The 20,645-nt window shown below is 41.1% G+C and carries 7 protein-coding genes and 1 other RNA gene; 2 read left to right on the top strand and 6 right to left on the bottom strand.

Annotation, left to right across the window (positions count from 1 at the left end; all coding sequences use genetic code 11):
* Positions 1-6: 6 nt before the first annotated feature.
* From B7696_RS00705 to B7696_RS00690, 4 genes are all read right to left on the bottom strand, one after another.
* Positions 7-1,164 (bottom strand): THUMP domain-containing class I SAM-dependent RNA methyltransferase, encoded by a 1,158-nt coding sequence (locus tag B7696_RS00705; protein ID WP_084861608.1) that lies wholly within the window; start codon positions 1,162-1,164, stop codon positions 7-9.
* 84 nt (positions 1,165-1,248) lie between these two features.
* Positions 1,249-1,630: RNase P RNA component class B (gene rnpB / locus B7696_RS00700), an RNA gene on the bottom strand.
* Between the two features lie 20 nt (positions 1,631-1,650).
* Positions 1,651-1,980: a cell division regulator GpsB gene (gene gpsB / locus B7696_RS00695; protein ID WP_192856264.1), complete on the bottom strand. Its 330-nt coding sequence runs from the start codon at positions 1,978-1,980 to the stop codon at positions 1,651-1,653.
* Positions 1,981-2,052: 72 nt separating this feature from the next.
* Positions 2,053-2,580, bottom strand: a complete 528-nt coding sequence (locus B7696_RS00690) for an SLOG family protein (RefSeq protein WP_084861603.1) — start codon at positions 2,578-2,580, stop codon at positions 2,053-2,055.
* A gap of 66 nt (positions 2,581-2,646) precedes the next feature.
* On the opposite strand from B7696_RS00690, the gene recU reads away from it, so the two are divergent.
* Positions 2,647-3,243 (top strand): Holliday junction resolvase RecU, encoded by a 597-nt coding sequence (gene recU / locus B7696_RS00685; RefSeq protein ID WP_084861601.1) that lies wholly within the window; start codon positions 2,647-2,649, stop codon positions 3,241-3,243.
* Complete coding sequence (gene pbp1a / locus B7696_RS00680) at positions 3,240-5,423, top strand: penicillin-binding protein PBP1A (protein WP_084861599.1); 2,184 nt, start codon at positions 3,240-3,242, stop codon at positions 5,421-5,423. The genes recU and pbp1a overlap by 4 nt, the downstream gene beginning before the upstream one ends.
* Before the next feature lie 166 nt (positions 5,424-5,589).
* Here pbp1a and B7696_RS00675 read toward each other — a convergent pair whose 3' ends face one another.
* Both B7696_RS00675 and B7696_RS00670 read right to left on the bottom strand, forming a co-directional pair.
* Positions 5,590-13,926, bottom strand: coding sequence for an SIALI-17 repeat-containing surface protein (locus B7696_RS00675; RefSeq protein WP_084861597.1), 8,337 nt, complete (start codon positions 13,924-13,926; stop codon positions 5,590-5,592).
* Between the two features lie 142 nt (positions 13,927-14,068).
* A complete protein-coding gene (locus tag B7696_RS00670) occupies positions 14,069-20,479 on the bottom strand; it encodes a SpGH101 family endo-alpha-N-acetylgalactosaminidase (protein WP_084861595.1) in 6,411 nt (2,136 codons plus the stop codon).
* Positions 20,480-20,645: the final 166 nt, after the last annotated feature.

Here is a 20,645-nt window from a genome sequence, read left to right as displayed (position 1 = left end):
TCCTTCCTACTTTACTTCCTGACGTTTAACACGCTGACCAAAATATTGATACAAATCAACTTTTAAAGTTCCATTGTACAACTTGCGCTTCTTGTCCGCCTGACTGCCGTACTTGGTCTCAAAGGCTTCATCACTAGTTAGGATAAATTTGCTCCACGTTTTCAGCGGTGCAAATACTTGCCCCATCTCAGCATAGAGTTTGGTAACTCCTGCATCATCTGACAAGCGTTCCCCATAAGGTGGGTTAGAGATAATCACTCCATTGATTTTATCGGAACGCAAATCCTGCACGCGCATCTGCTTAAAGGTAATATCTCCTGCAACACCTGCTGCCTGAGCATTGGCCTTGGCAATTTCCACCATACGCGCATCGATATCACAGCCCATGATATCTAGCTCAAGCTCACGATCTACTTTTTTGGCTGCTTCTGTGCGAACCTCTTGAATCAAGCGATCGCTAATCCAGTTCCATTCCTCAAAGGCAAAGGAGCGACGAAGACCAGGCGCCATCTTTCTAGCAATCATAACTGCCTCGATACAGAAAGTCCCCGAACCACAGGTCGGATCAATCAAGGGCTTGTCTGGATACCAGTTAGAGAGTTGCAAAATAGCTGCTGCCATGTTTTCCTTGATAGGAGCACCACCTTTTTCAGTACGATAGCCACGTTTAAAGAGGCTAGACCCGGTCGTATCAATCATGACAGTTGCGACATCTTTCAGAATAGAAACCTCAATCTTAAACTCAGGACCAGTTTCCATCAAGGGGACACCTTCTGGACGGGCATAGTGTCTCTGCAACTTCTTAACAACGGCCTTCTTTGAAATAGCCTGTACACTGGGTTCATTGTGTAGCTTAGATTTCACACATTTGGCTTTTGAAATCGGGAAACGTGCCCCAAGCGGTAAATAATTTTCCCAATCTAGGGCAAAAACTCCCTGGAATAGTTCCTCAAAAGTCTTAGCTGGGAAAGTTCCTACGATAATCTTGATACGATCTGCTGCTCGAAGCCAGAGGTTGGTCTCGATAATGGCTCTCACGTCTCCTTGAAAACGAACACGTCCATTTTCAACCTGACAATCGTAGCCCAACTCTCGCACTTCACGACCAACGACAGCCTCAAGACCCGCTGCAGCAGTCGCGATTAAATTAAATTCTTTTTTCATGTTACAGTCTTATGAGACCTTTCTATATGTCCACTTTAAAAAATGAGGTTGAGAAAAATTCTCAGCCCCAACCTATATGCAATTTTCTATAAGCCATGTTTTGTTCCAGAAGTGACTAGGACCACTTCCTTCGATAATCATCTGTCTACCACTAACAGCTTAGAGCTGATAGCAGTCAGAGTACTACGTTCGTTTCCGTGCACTCCATGCCCCGACCAAAATTTGGGTTGCTAGCTTGAGGGGTTTACCGCGTTCCACTCTCTCTGTTTCCAGAGAGACTTCGTCACTGTGGCACTTTCAAGCCTACTCTGGCCTATCCGAGGACTTAGCCATTTCAACTGCCGTAACGATTTCTCGTCCCTAGGCTTATGGTTTCGCCTAGCACAAACACTACAGGCATCACAGCCTGTGCTAGCATGGACTTTCCTCATGAAAAGAAATTCTCATCACGCGATTATCCAAAAATTGCACTTTTCAAATAAGCTCTTATAAATCAGAGTTATCCAAAATTTGTTTACCAAATACTTCTTTCTCAAGACGATTCAAACGTTTCAAAATATCAAAATTCGTCATAGAAGTTGTTGCTGTCATTTCAAGCGGTTCTGCTTGAACAGATGCGGATTCAGGCTTGCGAGACAATTCTTCCTTCAACTCTGCAATTTCTTGACGGAGAGACTTGACTAAGGCAGCATAAGTTTCGTAGTCCTTGATGACATCGTCCAAAAATTCATCAACTTCAACTTTACTATACCCACGGACTTCACGTCCAAACTCTTGCTCGAAAATATCTTTCGCTGAAAAAATAATACCTGCCATCTCTCTCTCCATTCTCGGTTTCTAATAGTATTATTATATAAAAAAAGGCAAACAAAAATCAAGGTCAAAGGCTTACTTTTCAGAAAAATTTTCTGCTAGCTCATTTAGGTCTTCAAACGTTAGCCTTTTTATGCGATACCCTTCCTGATTTTTCATCAAGGTATCCATAAATTTTAATTTGGTCTCATTTTCTGGGTCATAGAAAAAATAAGCTAGGTCAGTATTTTCCAGCAAAAATCGTTGGTAGTCTCGTAGTTGCCCCATATGTTCATATTTAGGATAGGCATATTTGACAAAATCTACCTGCTTAAATTGGCTAAGTTTAAGCTGATTCGCTTCATTCCAATTTTCCCCGTGTGTTTCAAAATCAAAAATGGTCGCTAGGTTGAAACCATATTCTTCTTTCATTTCATTTGCGACATCGAGTACCCAAGATTCAAATCCCAAGTTCCCTGTAAAGACCAGCCAATTAATCCCTTCTTCTGCCAAACTTTCTAAATCACGGCGAATGGCTTTCTTTATAATTTTTAACCTGATATCTTTTTCGTTAAAGACACCCAAGTCAAAATTAGAATATCCCATAATTAAAGCTGTAGTCATTTTTACACCTTTCTTTCTATTTTTATGGTATAATAGAGTGATGTTATTGTACCAATAAGGAGAAATATGGTCAACTATCCTCATAAAATTTCATCAAAAAAAAACAAAACATCCATTTCTCAACCAAATAATTTTGCAAATCGAGGAATGACTTTTGAAAAGATGATTAACGCTACAAACGACTACTATCTGACGCATGGCATGGCAGTTATCCATAAAAAGCCAACGCCTGTTCAAATTGTCCGAGTAGACTATCCTCAACGTAGTCGAGCCAAAATTGTAGAAGCCTACTTTAGACAAGCTTCCACAACAGATTATTCTGGCGTGTACAGAGGACATTACATTGACTTTGAAGCCAAGGAAACGCGACAAAAGAATGCTATTCCAATGAAGAACTTCCATCTTCACCAGATTCAACATATGGAACAAGTTCTAGAACAGCAGGGTATTTGCTTCGTACTGCTTCATTTTTCTTCTCAACAGGAAACTTATTTGTTGCCGGCATTTGATTTGATTCGCTTTTATCATCAAGATAAGGGGCAAAAATCAATGCCACTTGGATATATTCAAGAATACGGATATTTAGTAAAGCAAGGCGCTTTCCCTCAAATTCCCTATCTCGACATTATCAAAGAATATTTACTAGGTGGTAAAACAAGATGAACAAACAAACTATTCTGCGATTCTTAAAGTATATTGGAATTACATTTTTTACCTTATTTATCGCTTTATTTCTATTAGGTGGTGGTGTCTTCCTCTACTTTGTTAGCAAGGCTCCAGCCTTATCTGAAAGTAAATTAGTTGCGACAACTTCCAGCAAGATTTATGACAATAAGAACGAACTGATCGCTGACCTTGGATCTGAACGTCGAGTAAATACTCAAGCAAATGAAATCCCTACTGATTTGGTCAAGGCCATCGTGTCTATCGAAGACCACCGTTTCTTTGATCATAGAGGTGTTGATACCATTCGTATCATGGGTGCGGCATTGAGAAACCTCCAAGGCGGAGGAGGCCTCCAGGGAGCCTCAACCTTGACTCAACAATTGATCAAATTAACTTATTTTTCTACTTCAACTGCCGATCAAACTTTGTCACGTAAAGCTCAGGAAGCTTGGTTAGCCGTTCAACTAGAACAAAAAGCAACCAAGCAAGAAATCCTGACCTACTACATCAACAAAGTCTACATGTCTAACGGTAACTATGGAATGCAAACTGCAGCCCAAAATTACTATGGAAAAGACTTGAAGGATTTAAGCTTACCACAGTTAGCACTCCTAGCCGGAATGCCTCAAGCACCAAACCAATATGATCCTTATTCTCATCCAGAAGCTGCTCTAGAGCGTCGGAACTTGGTACTTTCGGAAATGAAGGGGCAGAAATACATCAGCGCAGAAGAGTATGAAAAAGCTATTAATACCCCTGTTACCGATGGTCTACAAAGCCTGAAATCAGGTAACAGTTATCCTGCATACATGGACAACTACCTTAAAGAAGTAATCGACCAAGTTGAACAAGAAACTGGTTACAACCTTCTTACCACAGGTATGGATGTCTATACAAATGTGGACAAAGATGTCCAACAACGACTCTGGGATGTTTATAACACCGACCAATATGTCACTTATCCTGATGATGACATGCAAGTAGCTTCGACTATTGTAGATGTATCTAATGGTAACGTTATTGCACAACTTGGTGCTCGTCATCAAGCAAGTAATGTTTCATTCGGCACCAACCAGGCTGTGGAAACCAATCGTGACTGGGGATCAACAATGAAACCCATCACCGATTATGCTCCTGCTTTAGAATTTGATATCTATGACTCAACTGCTACAATTGTACGAGATATCCCTTATAATTATCCTGGAACAAGTACACCTGTCTACAACTGGGATAGAGGATACTTCGGTAATATCACCCTTCAATATGCACTACAGCAATCTCGGAATGTTCCGGCTGTAGAAACACTCAATAAAGTTGGATTAAATCGTGCAAAAACCTTCTTAAATGGTTTGGGAATTGACTATCCAGATATGCATTATTCTAACGCCATATCAAGTAACACAACTGAATCTAATAAACAATACGGCGCAAGTAGTGAAAAAATGGCTGTTGCTTATGCTGCATTTGCCAATGGTGGTATCTATCACAAACCGATGTACATTAATAAAGTTGTCTTTAGTGATGGTAGCGAAAAAGAATTTTCTGACCCTGGTACCCGAGTTATGAAAGAGACCACTGCTTACATGATGACAGAAATGATGAAAACAGTCTTGACCTCTGGAACTGGTTTTAATGCCTATATTTCATGGCTTCCTCAAGCCGGTAAGACAGGTACCTCTAACTATTCAGATGAAGAAATCGAAAATCATATTAAATCAAGTCAACTTGTTGCACCGGATGAAATGTTTGTCGGCTATACTCGTAAATATTCGATGGCCGTATGGACAGGTTACTCAAACCGTCTTACTCCAGTCATCGGCAATGGATTCACAGTTGCTTCTGCAGTCTATCGTTCAATGATGACTTACCTATCAGAAGATGACCACCCAGGAGATTGGACTATGCCTGAGGGCTTATATAGGAGTGGAGAATATGTCTTTAAGAATGGAGCTCGTCCTACATGGACTGCTCCTGCTACTCAACAAAGTTCTACACCTGCTCCCGCGAACCAGACTCCAGAGACTTCATCCTCTCAGTCAAGTGTAACGACACCAAACACAAATCCAAATGCAAATACAGTTACTCCCAATGCTGGAACCAATGAGAATACGGCGACACAACAACCAAGTACCAATCAAGGGCAGCCTAACCAAAATCCTCAACCAGCGCAACAATAAATTACTAACCACCCAAAAATTGGGTGGTTTTTCAATCTGTTCTTTGTTAAATCAATAATTAGATAAGAAAAACCTGAGAAGGTCAATTGTACTTCTCAGGTTTTTTATTCTATACACTCTACTGGTTTAGAATACTGTTAAGGGAGAGTTTAATTGTCATATACAACTAATCTTTTTTACTTTTTGCTACAAAGATAGCAGATAAGGCTAGTCCAACGCTTGCCAAGAAAATAGCTGTTTCTGACTGTTTTTCACCAGTCTCTGGCAATCTCTTGTCTTCCTTGGCAACTTGAACTGGTGCTTCTGGAGTCTGAGATTTTTCTAACGAGCTTAGCTTAAATTCTGGTTTTTCTACTGTCGGTGCGGCTTGGTCACCTACGGTTGATAATGGACCTGTGTACTCTGGTAATTCGTGTTTCAAGGCCATAACGGAGTTAACTCCACCCTGGAACTCTGGCTTCTCAACTGTCGGTGCGGCTTGGTCACCTACGGTTGACAATGGGCCTGTGTAGGCTGGAACCTCATGTTTCAAGGCCATAACGGAGTTGACTCCACCCTTGAACTCTGGTTTCTCTACTATTGGAGCGGCTTGGTCACCTACGGTTGATACTGGGCCTGTATAAGCTGGTAGCTCATGTTTCAAGGCCATAACTGCATTGACACCACCCTTGAACTCTGGTTTCTCTACTGTTGGAGCGGCTTGGTCGCCTACAGTTGATACTGGACCTGTATAAGCTGGAAGCTCATGTACCAAGGCTTCAACTGCATTTACACCACCTGTAAATTCAGGTACCTCAAGCACTGGTGCTGGTTCTTCACCCTTGCTTGATTGAACCGGTTCTTCTGTCAATTCTTGATAGAAGCTCGCCAATTCATAAAACTCAGCCTTGCCACCTTCCCAGACCAGTTTAACATCTAGAAGAGAACCACTATTTCGGATAGCAAAGGTTTGGAGACTAGATGTAATAGCACCAAGATCTGTCCAACTTTCTTGACCATCCTTAAGTGTTCTCGCTTGAACTCGTGCTTTCGCTCCTTCAGGAAGGCTTGAAACAAGACGAAGATGGTTGGCATTGGTTGGTTCTGACAAGTGGTAAACCATTTCACCCTTATCATTTTCCGCCTTATAGCTAGTCAAGACTTTTCCATCTACGAGATTAGTATAGAAGTTGCCTCGGCTTTCGCCACCATTTCCTTCTACAGTTGGATCATTGATTGGTTTGACAAATTCGCCATCATTGATCACCAATTCTGTAAAGCCTACAAAACGAGCATCATAATCAGCTGTATAGAGGACACGAAGATAGTTTGCTTTGACTGGTGTTGTCAATTCACCCTCGATGTAACGATTTCCTGGCATCTTAGAATCATGTGTCCAACCATCTGTCAATGAATCATCGTGTTGGCTATTAGCCACACCATCTCCTACTGTCACAACATCTGTCCAAGTTTTACCGTCTTGGCTGACTTGGATTTTACCATCACGAAGATAGTTTTGAGTTCCGTCTTGGATGTAGGCTCTGATCTTCTTGATAGTGCGTTCGCTACCAAGTTTCAAGGTTACATGGCCATCTTTATGGGCATAGTCTGAAAACTCAACGAAGTTGTTGTACACACCATCAAACAATTGATCGAGGTTATTAATCTTACGAACATCATTACTTCCATATGTTGGATGAATGCCCATAGTTGTAGATTCTAGTTTGGTTGGTTGCACTTCTTTAGTCGTTACAAGGAGAGAAGTTGATGGAACAGCCTGTTCTTGGTCTGTTTTATTAACAAGACGAACATAACGTACCAAGTGGGTTGCGACAGATCTGTCTGTCAGCTGACTAGCTGGTGTCCATTCTTGCGCATTTACAGAGTACTCTAGACTTAGGGCTGGGTTGGCCTGGCCTTGGAGCTGGATGCTCTTGACTTGATGGATTCGGTCAAGCTTCATACCTAAATAGCTATGAGCAGGAAGTTTAGTTCCAGCTGGAATTTGAAGCTCGTAACTGCCCAAGCTATCCACTACTGGTGTTTCCTTCAAGGCATCCACGTTGGTGTCTGTTAAATCGCTATTTCCAGAACGTGTCTCAACAGAGAAGTCTTGGATACGCCACCAAAGGTCACTTGCCTTGGTATTGCGTACTCGGATGTAACGAGCATTGATAGCTCTAGTCACTTCCTTAGTTTGTTCTCCTGATAGGCGATCTAACTCTTGCCATGCAGATCCATCTGTAGAGTACTCAAGTACACCTGCGGCAAGTTTATCGCCAGTTCCTTGGCGAAGACGAACTTTAGTGACTGACTTGACTTCACCTAGGTCAAGTTGTGCCCAGGCATCTACTGGAGTCGTATTGCTGCCGTCAGCATTTGCCATCATAGCTTCTGTATTATCTTTACCATCAGTAATTTGACTTGCTGATGTTCTCAATTTATAAACTAGATTTGAGCTGAGGCTAATTGTAGCAGTTTGTTGTTTACGAGCGTTCTCTACTGGACGATTTACTGCAATCTCGCGAACTGCAAACCAGGTGTCATCACGATCTTCTGTAGCAATCATACGCACTGCTTTAGCTTTGATGTTAAGATTTTCAAACTGAACAAGTGACTCATTACCAACATAAGTTGGTTCTTTCAAACTTACCCAATTATCTTTTTCATCTTGATACTGCACTTCAGCCTTACTAAAGGTATCACGTGGATTTGCCTGAGTTCCCATAGCAAAGGTCAATGTTTGGATATCTACCGGTTTGTTAAATTTCATACCGATATAATCACCTGTCTTAATACTATTTGGTGATTTAATCAAAGCATGAGTTGCCAAGTCACCATCCGTTACTTCTGCCAAACCACCTTCTACACCTGTTCGATTGGTAATAAAGGTGCTGATGATTTGATCTGGATGCAAGACTTTTTGAACTTCAGAAGCTAGAACTTCTTTCAAGGATAGGATAAATGGACGGATATGTTGAACACCCAATTCAGCCTTTTCAAGATGGTCTACATAATGGAAGGTATGAGTTTGAGACTGTTCGTACAATTTCAAACCTTTATAGTAGCTATCCCAAAGTTTGGCTGCATCATTTGTAGCCATAGCCTCTGTTCCTGTTAGGAAGGCATCAAGGGCATTCATTTGGTCGATTGCATTATCCAACCAATAGTGGATCTGTGCAACCATTTTTTTATCACCTGATGCTTTATAAAGTTCAGCCGCTTCTTTAATCTTGGCAAATTCTGCACGCAAGGTTGCACGTTCTGCAGTTACATCCTGACCCGCTTTGAGCTTAGTCATGAAGTCTGTCAATTTTGGAGCTAATTCAACTGATTCTTCTAGTTTAACGACACGACCATCCATGTTTTGGTTAATCATATGCTTACCAAGTTCGCGGAAGGCTGCTGATACCTTGCTATCTTCAAAATGACCATTTTCAACAAAGTTGAAGGCAATGTCATTGAGTTTCTTAGCTTCTTCTTCTGACTTCCACTGTTTCCATGTATATTGAGCTCCAGCAAAGAGGGCAATCTTAGATGGTTCAGACTGTTGCATTGGATTCAACATGATCCCAGACAGCAAGCTTGGATCTACATTCGGATGAAGGAATTTCTCACCACCACCTAGAATCAAGTGTTGTTTAGAGTTATCTGTAACTGGCCAGTTCACCCAAAGTGATACTGGACGATAAGTCTTACCACCTGCAGTTAGATTGTTCTTGAGAGTTGATAGGAAGCCTTCAGAAACTTCACCCCAAATCTTACCACCCGTCAAGGTCATAGAGGTTGAACTTGGGAGATTTTCATTTAGAGATTTCAACTCTGCTTCACGTCCATTACCCCAATACTGACCTGGAACAAAGATCATTTCTTTGCGAAGTCCACTATAAGTTCCTTGCATTTCTGTCAACCAGTTGGTCATATCCTGCATCAAGCGGTTGTAGCTATTATAGCCTCCAACTGGGCTTGGTGCATCATCGGCTAGAATACCAAATTCACGGACACCCACTTTCATCAACTGAGTAAATTTAGCCTTGATGGTTGCCAAATCTTCTTGGTAATGCGCTTCATTACCAAAGCGGATACGGTTGTTCATGAATGGATGAATGGTCCAAACATAGCGAGTTTTACTTTGATTTCCGACGCGAGCAAGTTCACGAATTTCAGCTAGTTTTTCTTCTGGGTAAAGTTCACGCCATTTCTTGTTGTGGTATGGATCATCTTTTGGTGCGAAGAAGTATTGGGTCAATTTCAAATCGCCACCAAAACGCATGAGTTCAGCACGATCTGCATTAGACCATGGATTTCCATAGTAACCTTCGATGAAACCACGGTTCTTGATTTCAGCGTAATCTTCCACTGTCACATTGCGAAGAACTGGAACTTGACTTTCTTTGAGCATGTGTTTCAAGGTTGTCAAACTATAGAAGACTGCATCTGTGTCTTTTCCGACGATAGAAATCGAATTATCCTTGATGGTCAAGGCATAGGCATCAATCTTGTCAAAGAGACCTGCTGAAACCTTGGACATATTTTGCTCTGCTTGTGAACCTTGTCCATGCACTCCAAGATAAATATTAGTTGCGCCAGCAACTGCTGATTTACTAGTAGTATAGGATACTTGATTGTCCTGCAAGACACTCTTCAAGCGATTGCGAGTATAAATATCGAGTTGATTGCCCATAACCAGATTGACTTGCTTACGAAGGGCTGTGACTCCTTCTCCATAAGTCACTTTTTGTGGAGTTGGGAAAACTTTGTACTCTTTCTTGAGATAGTCTGCGCTCTTGCTAGCAGCTGCAATGCTGTCTTCACTAGCTGGTTTACTTGCAGTAAATTGATCCGCCAATTCAACTGTTCCATCACCTGTTTGCTCGACTTTTGGAGTTTCAGGTGTAGATGGTTGTTCTGGTTCTGATGTCTCTTGTCCCTCTTTGATAGGTTTCAATAGATGAACTTCAGCTGCACTTGCAAAGCCCCCAACACCTGATAGAACTTTCAACTCAACCTTGTTAGTCTGAACAGGAGCAAAGTTGACTGTTTTTTCTTGAGCGTTGTTGTCCCAGTTTCCTTCTGAAACCTTGACCATTTGGCCATCTTTTTGTGCGTAGATTTCGTAGCGAGTAACGACTCCATTTCCACCACCTGGACGTGGGAGATAAGTCAAACCATTGACTTTTTCTGCTTCTTTCAAAGTCATGGAAAGAGTGTACGGAGCAGTATCACCAGTCCATTTAGTATGCCAGAATGTATTCGGATCATTGTCAAAGGCTTTTTCAACAACTCCTTCAGTCGCTGTTCCTGGTGTTTCTTGACTAGTTGCAGAAACTGTGAAATGATCTGTTGGAATCAAACGAGGATTTACAAATGGTTTATCTGTCAACTCTGCACTATGTAAAATTCCTTTGAACCCACCGATGCTTTCAAGCGGTAGAACCAAGCTATTGTGAGCAAAGCGAGGGTAAGCTGGATTCGCGATACGTTCAATCTTCTCACCATCCACATAGAATTCCGTTGATTGTGGTTTGGTCACGATAGAGATTTGATAACGTTTATTCTTTTCGAGTTTTTTCTTGAACTGGATATGGAACTGTTCAAATTGATAAGCAAGATAGCCGTCTTTATCAGCTAGATAGATACGGTTGTCTCCACTTGTTGAGAAGGTTTGTTCACCGTCTCCAGTGACAGTTACATCAAACTTCAAGACATGACTTGGACCAACATCACCAGCCAGGCCTTCAATACTACTGTCTTTATCAAATGCTAAACCTTGATCAGATGCTTTTACTTTCTTACTTGCATAGTTTTCCACTGTTTCAGGATTGATAGTAAACAAATCACTTTGATCAATCTCTTTATCAGGATTTGACTGTGGCGCATAAGGGCTCGTTGGTAGGGTGCGTTCTGCAAAGGTCGCAGCTGCACGGTCAGATCCCCAGGTGCGTTCTGCAGTGGTTTGCATGCTCTTGAAGAAGCGTTTGAAGATATCATAAGATGTCAAACCTGTCTCATGAAGATCAATATTGTCATTCCAAACTGCGTGGCCACCACCAATTACATTTGGATTTGATGCTTCTAGAAGTGGACCATGACCTGTTCGGAAATCATTTGGTGTCCACCTATTGTATTGTGTTTCATAGTTAGCATAGTCACCATAAGCTGTTTGACGATTATCACCATTTGGTACACTATAGGTTGGAATATCTGTTATGTTGATAATCTTAGCTCCCTGAGCAATAGCTTCTTTTGGTTGCTGCCAGCCAATACTCCAGATATCAACTTCTACATCTTTCCAATCAACCGCTGTTTTACCTCGTTTCGCACTAAGCGACCCCCAAATACGAGGTGTATAGCCTTTCCCTTTAATGTATTTAATAAGGTCATTGACATAACGACGATAGCTTTCTCTGCTTCCGTAGTATTCATCCGTTCCGATATGAACAGTAGACACCCCATGAAGTGGTGCATCTGGACCATCAAGAAGTTTGTCATAAACTGATTTGACAAAAGCCAGCGTTTCATCGTATTTATTATCTAGATCGAGCATGGCTACTCGCTCTACATTATGTTTACCTCTGTAATCGCTCAGGCTACCTTGATACATGAGGTCTGGACGAACTTTGACAAATGACAGAGCATGACCTGGTGTGTCAATTTCAGGTACTAGATTGATATGCAAGGCCTTAGCAAGTTTAATCAGATTTTGCATCTCTTCTTTAGTATAGTGCTCATCTGATGTTAATTTTTGACCATTCTTACCGACAATATCTGTCTCTACACGGAAACCTGTCTTAGCATGTTCTAGAACGTACTTAAGCTCTTCTTCTTGTGTTAGGTTCTTACCTGCTAAGTGCTCTTTTAGGAAGATATAGTTATCGTTGAGGTGCAACTGCAAGTCGTTCATCTTGTAGTAAGCCATGTTGAGCATGATGTCTACAAGGGTGTCATAAGGAATAAATTTACGACCTGTATCTAGCATAAAGCCACGGTGGCTGAAACTTGGGAAATCACGAATTTCTCCATTTTGGAGATTGCTTTCCCCCATTTGAAGAAGAGTACGAGTGGCGTAGAAGGCGCCTGTGTTCGTTGCAGCTTCGATGGTAATGACACCATCTTGAATAGTGATGCCATAACCTTCCTTACCATACCCCTTATTTTCAACTTTTTTAAATTCAATTCGTTTTTGAGCCTGCTTATCACCTGTCGCAAGTTCCAATCCACGGCTTGCAAGGTCTGACTGGTAGAAGGTTGCAGCCTGATCAAAGCCTGAATCTCCTGTCGCAAGAACTGTATCTGAAGTGATAGAAGATTGACCTTCTTTTCCATACCATTGTTGAACAGCTGGTGCTACTTTTGGTTTGACACCTACACCTTCGTCCTGATGTAGCCCCTTGATGACTACTTCAAATTCTTTAGTAAAGGTATGTGAATCTTTAATTTGCTCTACCATAACCTTAACGCGTTGATCAGTCAGAGGCTTATAAATGTGATTTTGAAGGTCAATCACACCTTGTTTGTTGCTACCTATAAGACTGACTTTTCCTGGTAAAGTTGGAAGTACTAAAGATTGTCCATCCTTAGCGACTGTCAATTCCGTAACTTGGCGAATATCTGTCACTTTAGTTGGATCAGGGATATTCGAATAAGCTCGAATTTCTTGAATACCAACGTTTCTCCAGCCCATTGTGCCCGCTTGATAGTCATTGATTTCTAACTTGAGATATTTAGCTTGAATACTATTGGCTAAGTCAACTTTCTCATCTAAAACAGGTTCTCCAGTCTTGGTATGAGCTAGTTTCCATTGTTTTTCTCCACTAGCATTTACATCATCTTGACCTGCATAGTAGAGGCTCCAAGATTTGATATTTGGATCATTTTGTCCCTTGCGGACACGGCGATCCCAATCAATCTCTACATGCCTAATAAGTGTAGTTTTTGGAAGAGTTAATTCGAAAGTTGGTTTGTTAATATTTGGATTTGTTGCCCAACGAGTATCAGGATCCCCATCTACTGCCTTGTCAGCAGTAAAAGGAGTTCCAGTTTCTGAGTCGTTTGCTTGGACAGTGACACCTTCTAAGTGGTTACGATCTTCTCTATCTTCAATTTGATTTTCAACCGGTTTGATTGTAGGTGTAGCTGGTTCTACAGGTTTAGAATCTGCTTTTGGTGTTTCAACCGGCTTCAGAGTCTCAGCTGGTTTGGGAGCTGTTGGAGTTGTTGCTGGGCTTGTTTCTTCAGTTGCTGCAGGACTTGTTCCTGCAGTATTTTCATGATTTTCATCATGACCTGTATCTGCCGTCGCTTCTGATTCAGCTTTCTTTAAAACAGCTGCTAAATCATCTGGCAACTTGTCTAAAGGCTGAGCTTGTGTGATTGTTCCTTCTTTCTCAGGTGTTCCAACTGTCTCTGCAGCTTGCACTACATTTGCACCAAAGATACTAGCACCGATCATTACAGAGGCTGCACCAATTGCAAATTTTCGAATACTATAGTGACAGCGTCTTTCAAAAAAATGTCTATCCATCTTTCTCCTATTCCTTTCTCCCACTTATTACAGTAAGCGGTCTCATTTTCCATTTGAAAATGGAGAGAACCTAGAGGTTCTCTCCAACTAAGTTATTTCTGTCTGAATTCTAGTTCCTGTAAGTTATAAAATTCAGTCTTCTTTAATTTTCTTTTCGTTTTGTCGCAAGGACAGCAGCAGATAAGGCAAGACCGACGCTAGCTAGGAAGATAGCTGTATCCGATTGGCTTTCTCCCGTTTCTGGCAATCTCTTCTGCTCTTCTGTTGAAACTGAAGTTTTAGATTCTGCAAGTTTTCCTTGACCCAATTGACTAATCCGATACTCAGGTTTTTCAATAGTTGGTGCTGCTTGATCGCCTGCTGTAGCCAATAGTCCTGTGTAGGCTGGCTTTTCGTTTACCAAAGCTTCTACTGCATTAGCTCCGCCTTTGTATTCTGGCAATTCATGAACTAAGGCCTCTACTGCATTGGCGCCACCTTTGTATTCTGGAACTTCATTGACAGCTGCTTCTTCACCTGCTGTTCCAACTGGTCCTTTATACTCAGGTACATCAAGAATTGGTGCTGCTTCTTCACCTGCTGTTCCAAGCGGGCCTTTATACTCAGGCAATTCAAGAATTGGTGCTGCCTCCTCACCTTTGCTACTTGTAGGAGCATCTGGTTTCACAGTCTGATCTTGTAGTTGGTTGAGATATTCTGCAAAATAGGCAACCATTCTTTCAGTCAAGAGATGGTTATCCGTAGCATATTTCATGCTAGCTACTACACTTGCTACTTCCTCTTGATTTTCTTTGCTGGTCAATTTTTGAGCTTTCGCTAAAGCTGTTTCATAACCTGACAAATCAAGAGCTGTTTCTGCCACCTGTGGACGACTAAAGATCAACTCAGCAGCGGCTTGATATTTATCCCCACCATCTCCATAAGACTTGGTACCTGTCAAAACAATTTTCTTAGCCTTAATTGTCTTACCAAAGTCAATATCTTTTGGTTTATTGTTATCTGGCCAATCAGTTGCAGTGAAAGTATGTTCTTTACCAGACTCATCTGTCACAACCAGTTTCACATCTCGCAAATTACCATTTGATCCTGATCCGCGTGGTACATAACGGAAGCCTGTGATTTCCGTCGCTTCTTTCAAGACCATAGTTGCAGGTTTACCAACATCTCCACCATTCCAAGACGTATGCCATAGACTTGATAAGTTACCATCAAAGGCATTGGCTAAATCTTCTCCCGCTTGCGCTGGAGCATTTAGACTTTCAAAGTCTTCTGCTACCAAGGCTGTTTTCTTTTGTACCAAGGCATTCTTCAGAGCGTCAATCTTAGCAATCTCAGCACGCGCTTCTTCCACGCTAATGTCATCATCTGCTTGACTGAGGTTAAAGACAGCTTCCTTCAAGGCATCCATAGATTCCTTAGTATAGTTGGTCATAGCAACCGTTGGCAAGTAGTTCTTCAGAGCATTTTCTGTCAACATCTTACCAGTTAGAGTGATTTCCTCGATTTGAAGTTTATCCATGATGAAGTCGTTGTAACCACGGAAGTTAGCATTTCCACCAGAATCTCCACGAGTATTGCTTGCGTTACCAGTTGAGTAGATACCCACCCAAGTATCGCCTGTTTCTGCACCTGTTACGAGGAAGGTTACCTTCTTGGCTTTCTTAGAATCTGTCCAAGTATTTGGTAGTTCATGCATTTCCAAATTGCTTGCTTGATTACCGCGACGACCTGACTGGAATTCTCCCTTACCGACTACAAAGGCATAGGTATTGTCAGAGCCTGCTTCGTATTCAAAAGTTACACGATAAGTCTTACCAGCTTCAAAACGGAAGTTTTGAGGAATTGTTTGGTAAACCAAGTTACGACGGCTAACTAGCCCATTTGTCTTCAATGACCAATTTCCTTCGATAACATCATCGACTTTCTTACCATTCCAATCACGTTGTGTATATGGATCATGTTTTTCAGATAAGTGAGTACGATTATCCTCAACTCCTTCGATACCACCAATTACAAATGGGAAAATACCTTGAGCGACATTTTCAAAGTCTTGTTTAAATGTTCCTTTAGCTGTATCATGATTATCTCCGTACATACTTGAATTGTTTTCAAAGGTACGAATTTCATCAAAGTAAGTTGCTTCATCACCAGCTTCACGACTCAAAGTAAGAGTGACATTTGATACATCTGAACCCGTTGTAAAGAAGGCATACATGTTTTGGAAGTAACTTGTATCATCAACTGTAGCATTGTCACGACGAGTATTATGGGCATAGGCCTTGACATAGTTAAGAGCTAGTGACTTATTGGTATAGCTAGTCACTTCTTTTTCACCAGTATTTACTGTGATACTTGCCTTAGCATTACTACGATTATCAACACCGACATAAACGGCATACTTAGTATTTGGTTTCAAGCCAGTCAGTTTCTGAGTAAGGCTGACTGTGCTCTTATTGCCTTGGATACGAAGCATTTCATTTGCGCCTTGTGATTTGACAATTTCTGCCTTAGAAACATCACCAGAAATAGTCCAGTGTTTCAAAGTTCCACTGTTAAATCCTTGGTCATAGATGTGCATGCCTTCGCTCCATGACATTTCAGGATTGGTTTGTTTTGAACGGTAGAGAACGTATGGTTGATTTGCAGTAAGATCAAGGGTAATCTTGCCATCTTTTACAGTTAATTCTTGCTCTTCTGTCTTACCTTGGTCAGTTAGCTTGTAAAGATAAACCTTACTCTTTGCCCAATCGCTAGGAAGCGTCCAAGTTGTTGCACCAGCTTGCGTATTGAAGTAGTACATCTTTTCCTTATCACTAGCAAGTTTCTTACCATTTGCATCCCAGTTCCATGGAGTCAAGTAAGCTGAACCATCTTGGATGACACGTCCATTGAGAGTCACTGTACGTTCACGGTATTGCGGGCTATTGACATCATTTGACTTACGAGTCACAACAACTTTGTTATTATCAGCATCTACCAATTCCACTCGCATTTCTGGAGTCCACTTATAAGTGCTACCGTTATCAGACATGGTGACTGGTGTACCATTTTCCCATTTACTTACAGTGAAGTGTTGGAAGTACTTGGTCATGACATCATGAGCAAATAAGTTGGTTACATAGCCATTGTAGTCACTTCTTCCTTGCCAACCTTCAAAGTCTTTCATGCTGTAGCCACCTAGAAGTGGATAGTTCGCTGCACCACCGTAACTTCTGTAATCCCCAACCCAAGAATCTTTTTGGTGGTTGCGGATAAAGCGCGTGATGGCACTGTTGATACCTTTATTAGTGTAGCCACCATAGGTCAAGTCAGCTGCCCAGTGTTGGAAGGTAGAGTCGTATTCACCACCATGACCCCACTCGATCGCAAAGCGCCAGCCTTGTTTGTTAATTTCTTTTGCAAGAACGTGAGTAGCCCAGGCACCGTTATCACCTGATTGGCCATTGCCCCAAACGTCCACATAGATAAAGTCGAGACCTTCACCAAGTTTGTTTTTCAATTCTTCCCAGCGAGCTAAGCGACCATGCGCCAAATCATAGGCAGCATCAATGTTAATACCTTGGTCTAGCCAGTTCCAACCATAACTATAGCTTCCATCTGGATTCTTACGAAGAATATTTTCGTTAAAGTATTTAGACTCAGGATAAGTTTCAGAAGCGTTGACGTGGATACCTAGATGAGCTCCATATTTCTTCGCTTTCTCAATCAAAGCCTTGAAATCTTCGACACCACCAATACGTTTACCAATATCAGCATAGTTCAAATGGCCTGAGTCATGACCTTCACTACCATAACCTTTGAGGAGAACACCTTGTCCAAGACCATCTGTATGGAGATTGATCTTCTTGATACCATCCAAGGTCATAAGGAATGGATTTTGTGCTTGAGAACCAAAGTTCATCGCGATACGGTAAGCTGTGATATCCTTGACTTTTTCCCAGCCTTGAGGGTTGTTCATGATACTACGATAAGCAATGGCACCATCTTGCCAGTCCACTTTTTTATCCGCATTAGCATCTTCAGTAATCACAACCTTAGCACTTGGAAGTTCTTTAGTGTACTCTGGGAAGACAATACCCTTATAAGCTTTTTCCCATTGCCACTCAGAACTATGAATTCCGACATAGTTGGCATTTCCAACGGTTTCTTTATAAGCCGTCAAACGGGTCCAGTCATTAGAGCCACCACCGTAACTGTTTTGAGAATTACTCCAAACACCTGCAGCAAGCTTATCTGTAGAAACAAATCCATACATGTAACCCTTAGCCAAATCCTTCATTGGATTGGTTACTTCAATATGATCATCCCCGCTGACATGCGTATTGTTTGACATAGTTGCCCCATCAAACTTAGCACCAGCTTGCTCACTAGAAACAGATACTAAAGCATTCCCGAGGAAACTAATAGTAGAGAGTAATTTTCTTTCATCGTCAATCTTTTGACCTGGAGTGACTTGATTGTGGTTGACAATCTTAGTTACATCAAAATGTAATTGATTGTCCACAACTTGCAGACGAACTGTCATATCCGCATTGATAAGATTAGCCTCATCACGGAGTTTCATTTCATATTCTGCAGTTGTTTCATTGATTTTCTTATAAGTAACCTCAGGGGTGATTTTATGGTTATTGATAAATACTTTATTGAACTGTTGAACCTGTCCAGGCAAAGTATGGCCATTCAGCGTGTATTCCTTAACACGTGGAAAGGCTTGGTCAATCACCGCTTTTAGTACTTTAGATTGGATAGTATCATAAGTCACTTTACTGTCATCTACTACCGCACCAGTTTCTTTTTCAGCAGTAGCTTCAGTATTTTGAACTCCATCCTGATTGTCAGTCTTAATATTTACAACTGTCTTTTCAGTACCATATGTACCAGCTTTAAGTAAGATTTTCTTTTCATTTTTAAGATTTTCATTAACAGCAGCTGGCAAAGTAACCGTATCAAAAAGCTTTACATCATTATTTGTTGCATTCAGCTGACCATCTGATTTTAAGCTAATAGTCAGATGATTCACTGAGCCATTTACTGGAGCTGCAACACGGCCTCCCTGATACCATGTGCTATTACCTGGTGTCTTATATTCCCAGAACCAACCTTCTTTGTCATATCCAACAAAGACATTATTATTTGTATCTTTAAATTTCAAGAAAACACCAAAACGTGATTTGCCTGTTTCAGATTCTTCTTTGAAAGTGAGATCTACATTCGCATTCCCATTCGCATCCACAGTCAATCCTTGCTTTTCAAACAAAGCTGGTTTGCTAGCATTGTCATTTTGATCTGTTGAAGATAACTTATTGTAACGAACACCATTTTCTTCACGAATAGCAACAGTCCCTTGCTGTTCTTTTCTTGCTACAGTTTGCCATTCAGGAGTGACTTCCTTTGGTGTCTCTGGCTTAGCTGTCGCTGGTTTTTCTTCTTTCGGCTTATCTGCTTTTGGCTTTTCTTCAACTGGTTTTTCAGTTTCCTCTAAATTCGCTGGTTTTGAACTAGAGATTCCCTTAATATGATCTTGAATCCATTTTAATTGAGCTGGAGAGAAAAGGATCCCTCCACTACGGACACCGACCACACCATTTTGATGAACGCCAATCAATTTACCATCCGTGTCAAAGATACCGCCACCGCTAGCACCTGGTTGTCCACCTTGATAACCAACTCCTTGAACACCTTCACCATAAGATTCAGCAAAATCCACAGCAGTGTTAATAACTGGCGCCAACTTACCAGCAGGATAGCCAAACATATTGACTTTATCCCCAACTTTCTTAACAACTGGCTTTTCAGTAACTTCAACAGGAGCATTTTCAAGAACTGTACGCAATCTCACAAGAGCCAAATCGTTCTTATAGCCCTTTAGATAACCATCTCTATCCCAGTGAATCACATCTTTTTTACTAAATTTTACATCATCTAAACCAGGGTAGGATATACTAAAAATATCGCCATCCCCTTTATCATTATCCACAACTTTACGGATATTTCCATCTTGTTGATCCTTGATAAAGTTGTGAGAAACAGTCAAAACAAGATCCTTACCAATGACAATACCACTACCTTCTCCTGATGGAGTCTTAATCTTAACAGTAGCGCCATAGTTCAATTCTCCATTTTTTGTTTTGGCAACATCTTCAGGAACTAGACTACCAGTATCTTGTGCTAATTGATCTTTATTTACCTCTTTACCATTATCAGTAGCTTTTTCAACTTTACCTTCTAATTCTTTCGGCAACTTGTCAGTAGTTTCTTTGTTTTCCTTTTCAAGAGCTAGTAACTCTTCTTCAGTTTTTGGTCCATCCGTTGTTTCAGCAGAACCTGGATTTGCTGCTGCAGCTTCCTTATCGAACTCCCGTCCATTATCGCTCGCTTTTTTATCCAAATCAGCCAGCTCACTTGGCAAATTATCTGTTGAGCCAACTGTTGGTGTGTTAGCCAATACTGGAGCCGTAGCAAAAAAACTAGCCCCAATCATAACTGAAGCAGCACCTAGTGCAAATTTACGAATGCTGTATGTACATCGTTTTTCAAAAAATCGTTTATCCATTAACTCCTGATTCCTTTCACCAATCTTCGTAAGCGTTTACATTTCTTATTCGAAAAATACTCCTTTCTATCTGAAAAGTGCAATGCTTAACGTTTATAAAAATAATTACACTTTTAATATAACAATTTTTAATAGATAAAGCAATAGAAAAGCTAGGAAAATTGCT

It is taken from the genome of Streptococcus mitis, from assembly GCF_002096815.1.
Taxonomy (GTDB): Bacteria; Bacillota; Bacilli; order Lactobacillales; family Streptococcaceae; genus Streptococcus; species Streptococcus mitis_AD.
Note: the sequence above shows the minus strand (reverse complement) of the source record. Positions and strands in the feature narration are given on the sequence as shown.

What these genes read in the sequence shown, in the direction of transcription:
- gpsB (WP_192856264.1), bottom strand. Translation starts at nt 1,980, where the DNA reads ATGGCAGGTATTATTTTTTCAGCGAAAGATATTTTCGAGCAAGAGTTT.
- B7696_RS00690 (WP_084861603.1), bottom strand. Translation starts at nt 2,580, where the DNA reads ATGACTACAGCTTTAATTATGGGATATTCTAATTTTGACTTGGGTGTC.
- pbp1a (WP_084861599.1), top strand. Translation starts at nt 3,240, where the DNA reads ATGAACAAACAAACTATTCTGCGATTCTTAAAGTATATTGGAATTACA.
- B7696_RS00670 (WP_084861595.1), bottom strand. Translation starts at nt 20,479, where the DNA reads ATGGATAAACGATTTTTTGAAAAACGATGTACATACAGCATTCGTAAA.
- B7696_RS00705 (WP_084861608.1), bottom strand. Translation starts at nt 1,164, where the DNA reads ATGAAAAAAGAATTTAATTTAATCGCGACTGCTGCAGCGGGTCTTGAG.
- B7696_RS00675 (WP_084861597.1), bottom strand. Translation starts at nt 13,926, where the DNA reads ATGGATAGACATTTTTTTGAAAGACGCTGTCACTATAGTATTCGAAAA.
- recU (WP_084861601.1), top strand. Translation starts at nt 2,647, where the DNA reads ATGGTCAACTATCCTCATAAAATTTCATCAAAAAAAAACAAAACATCC.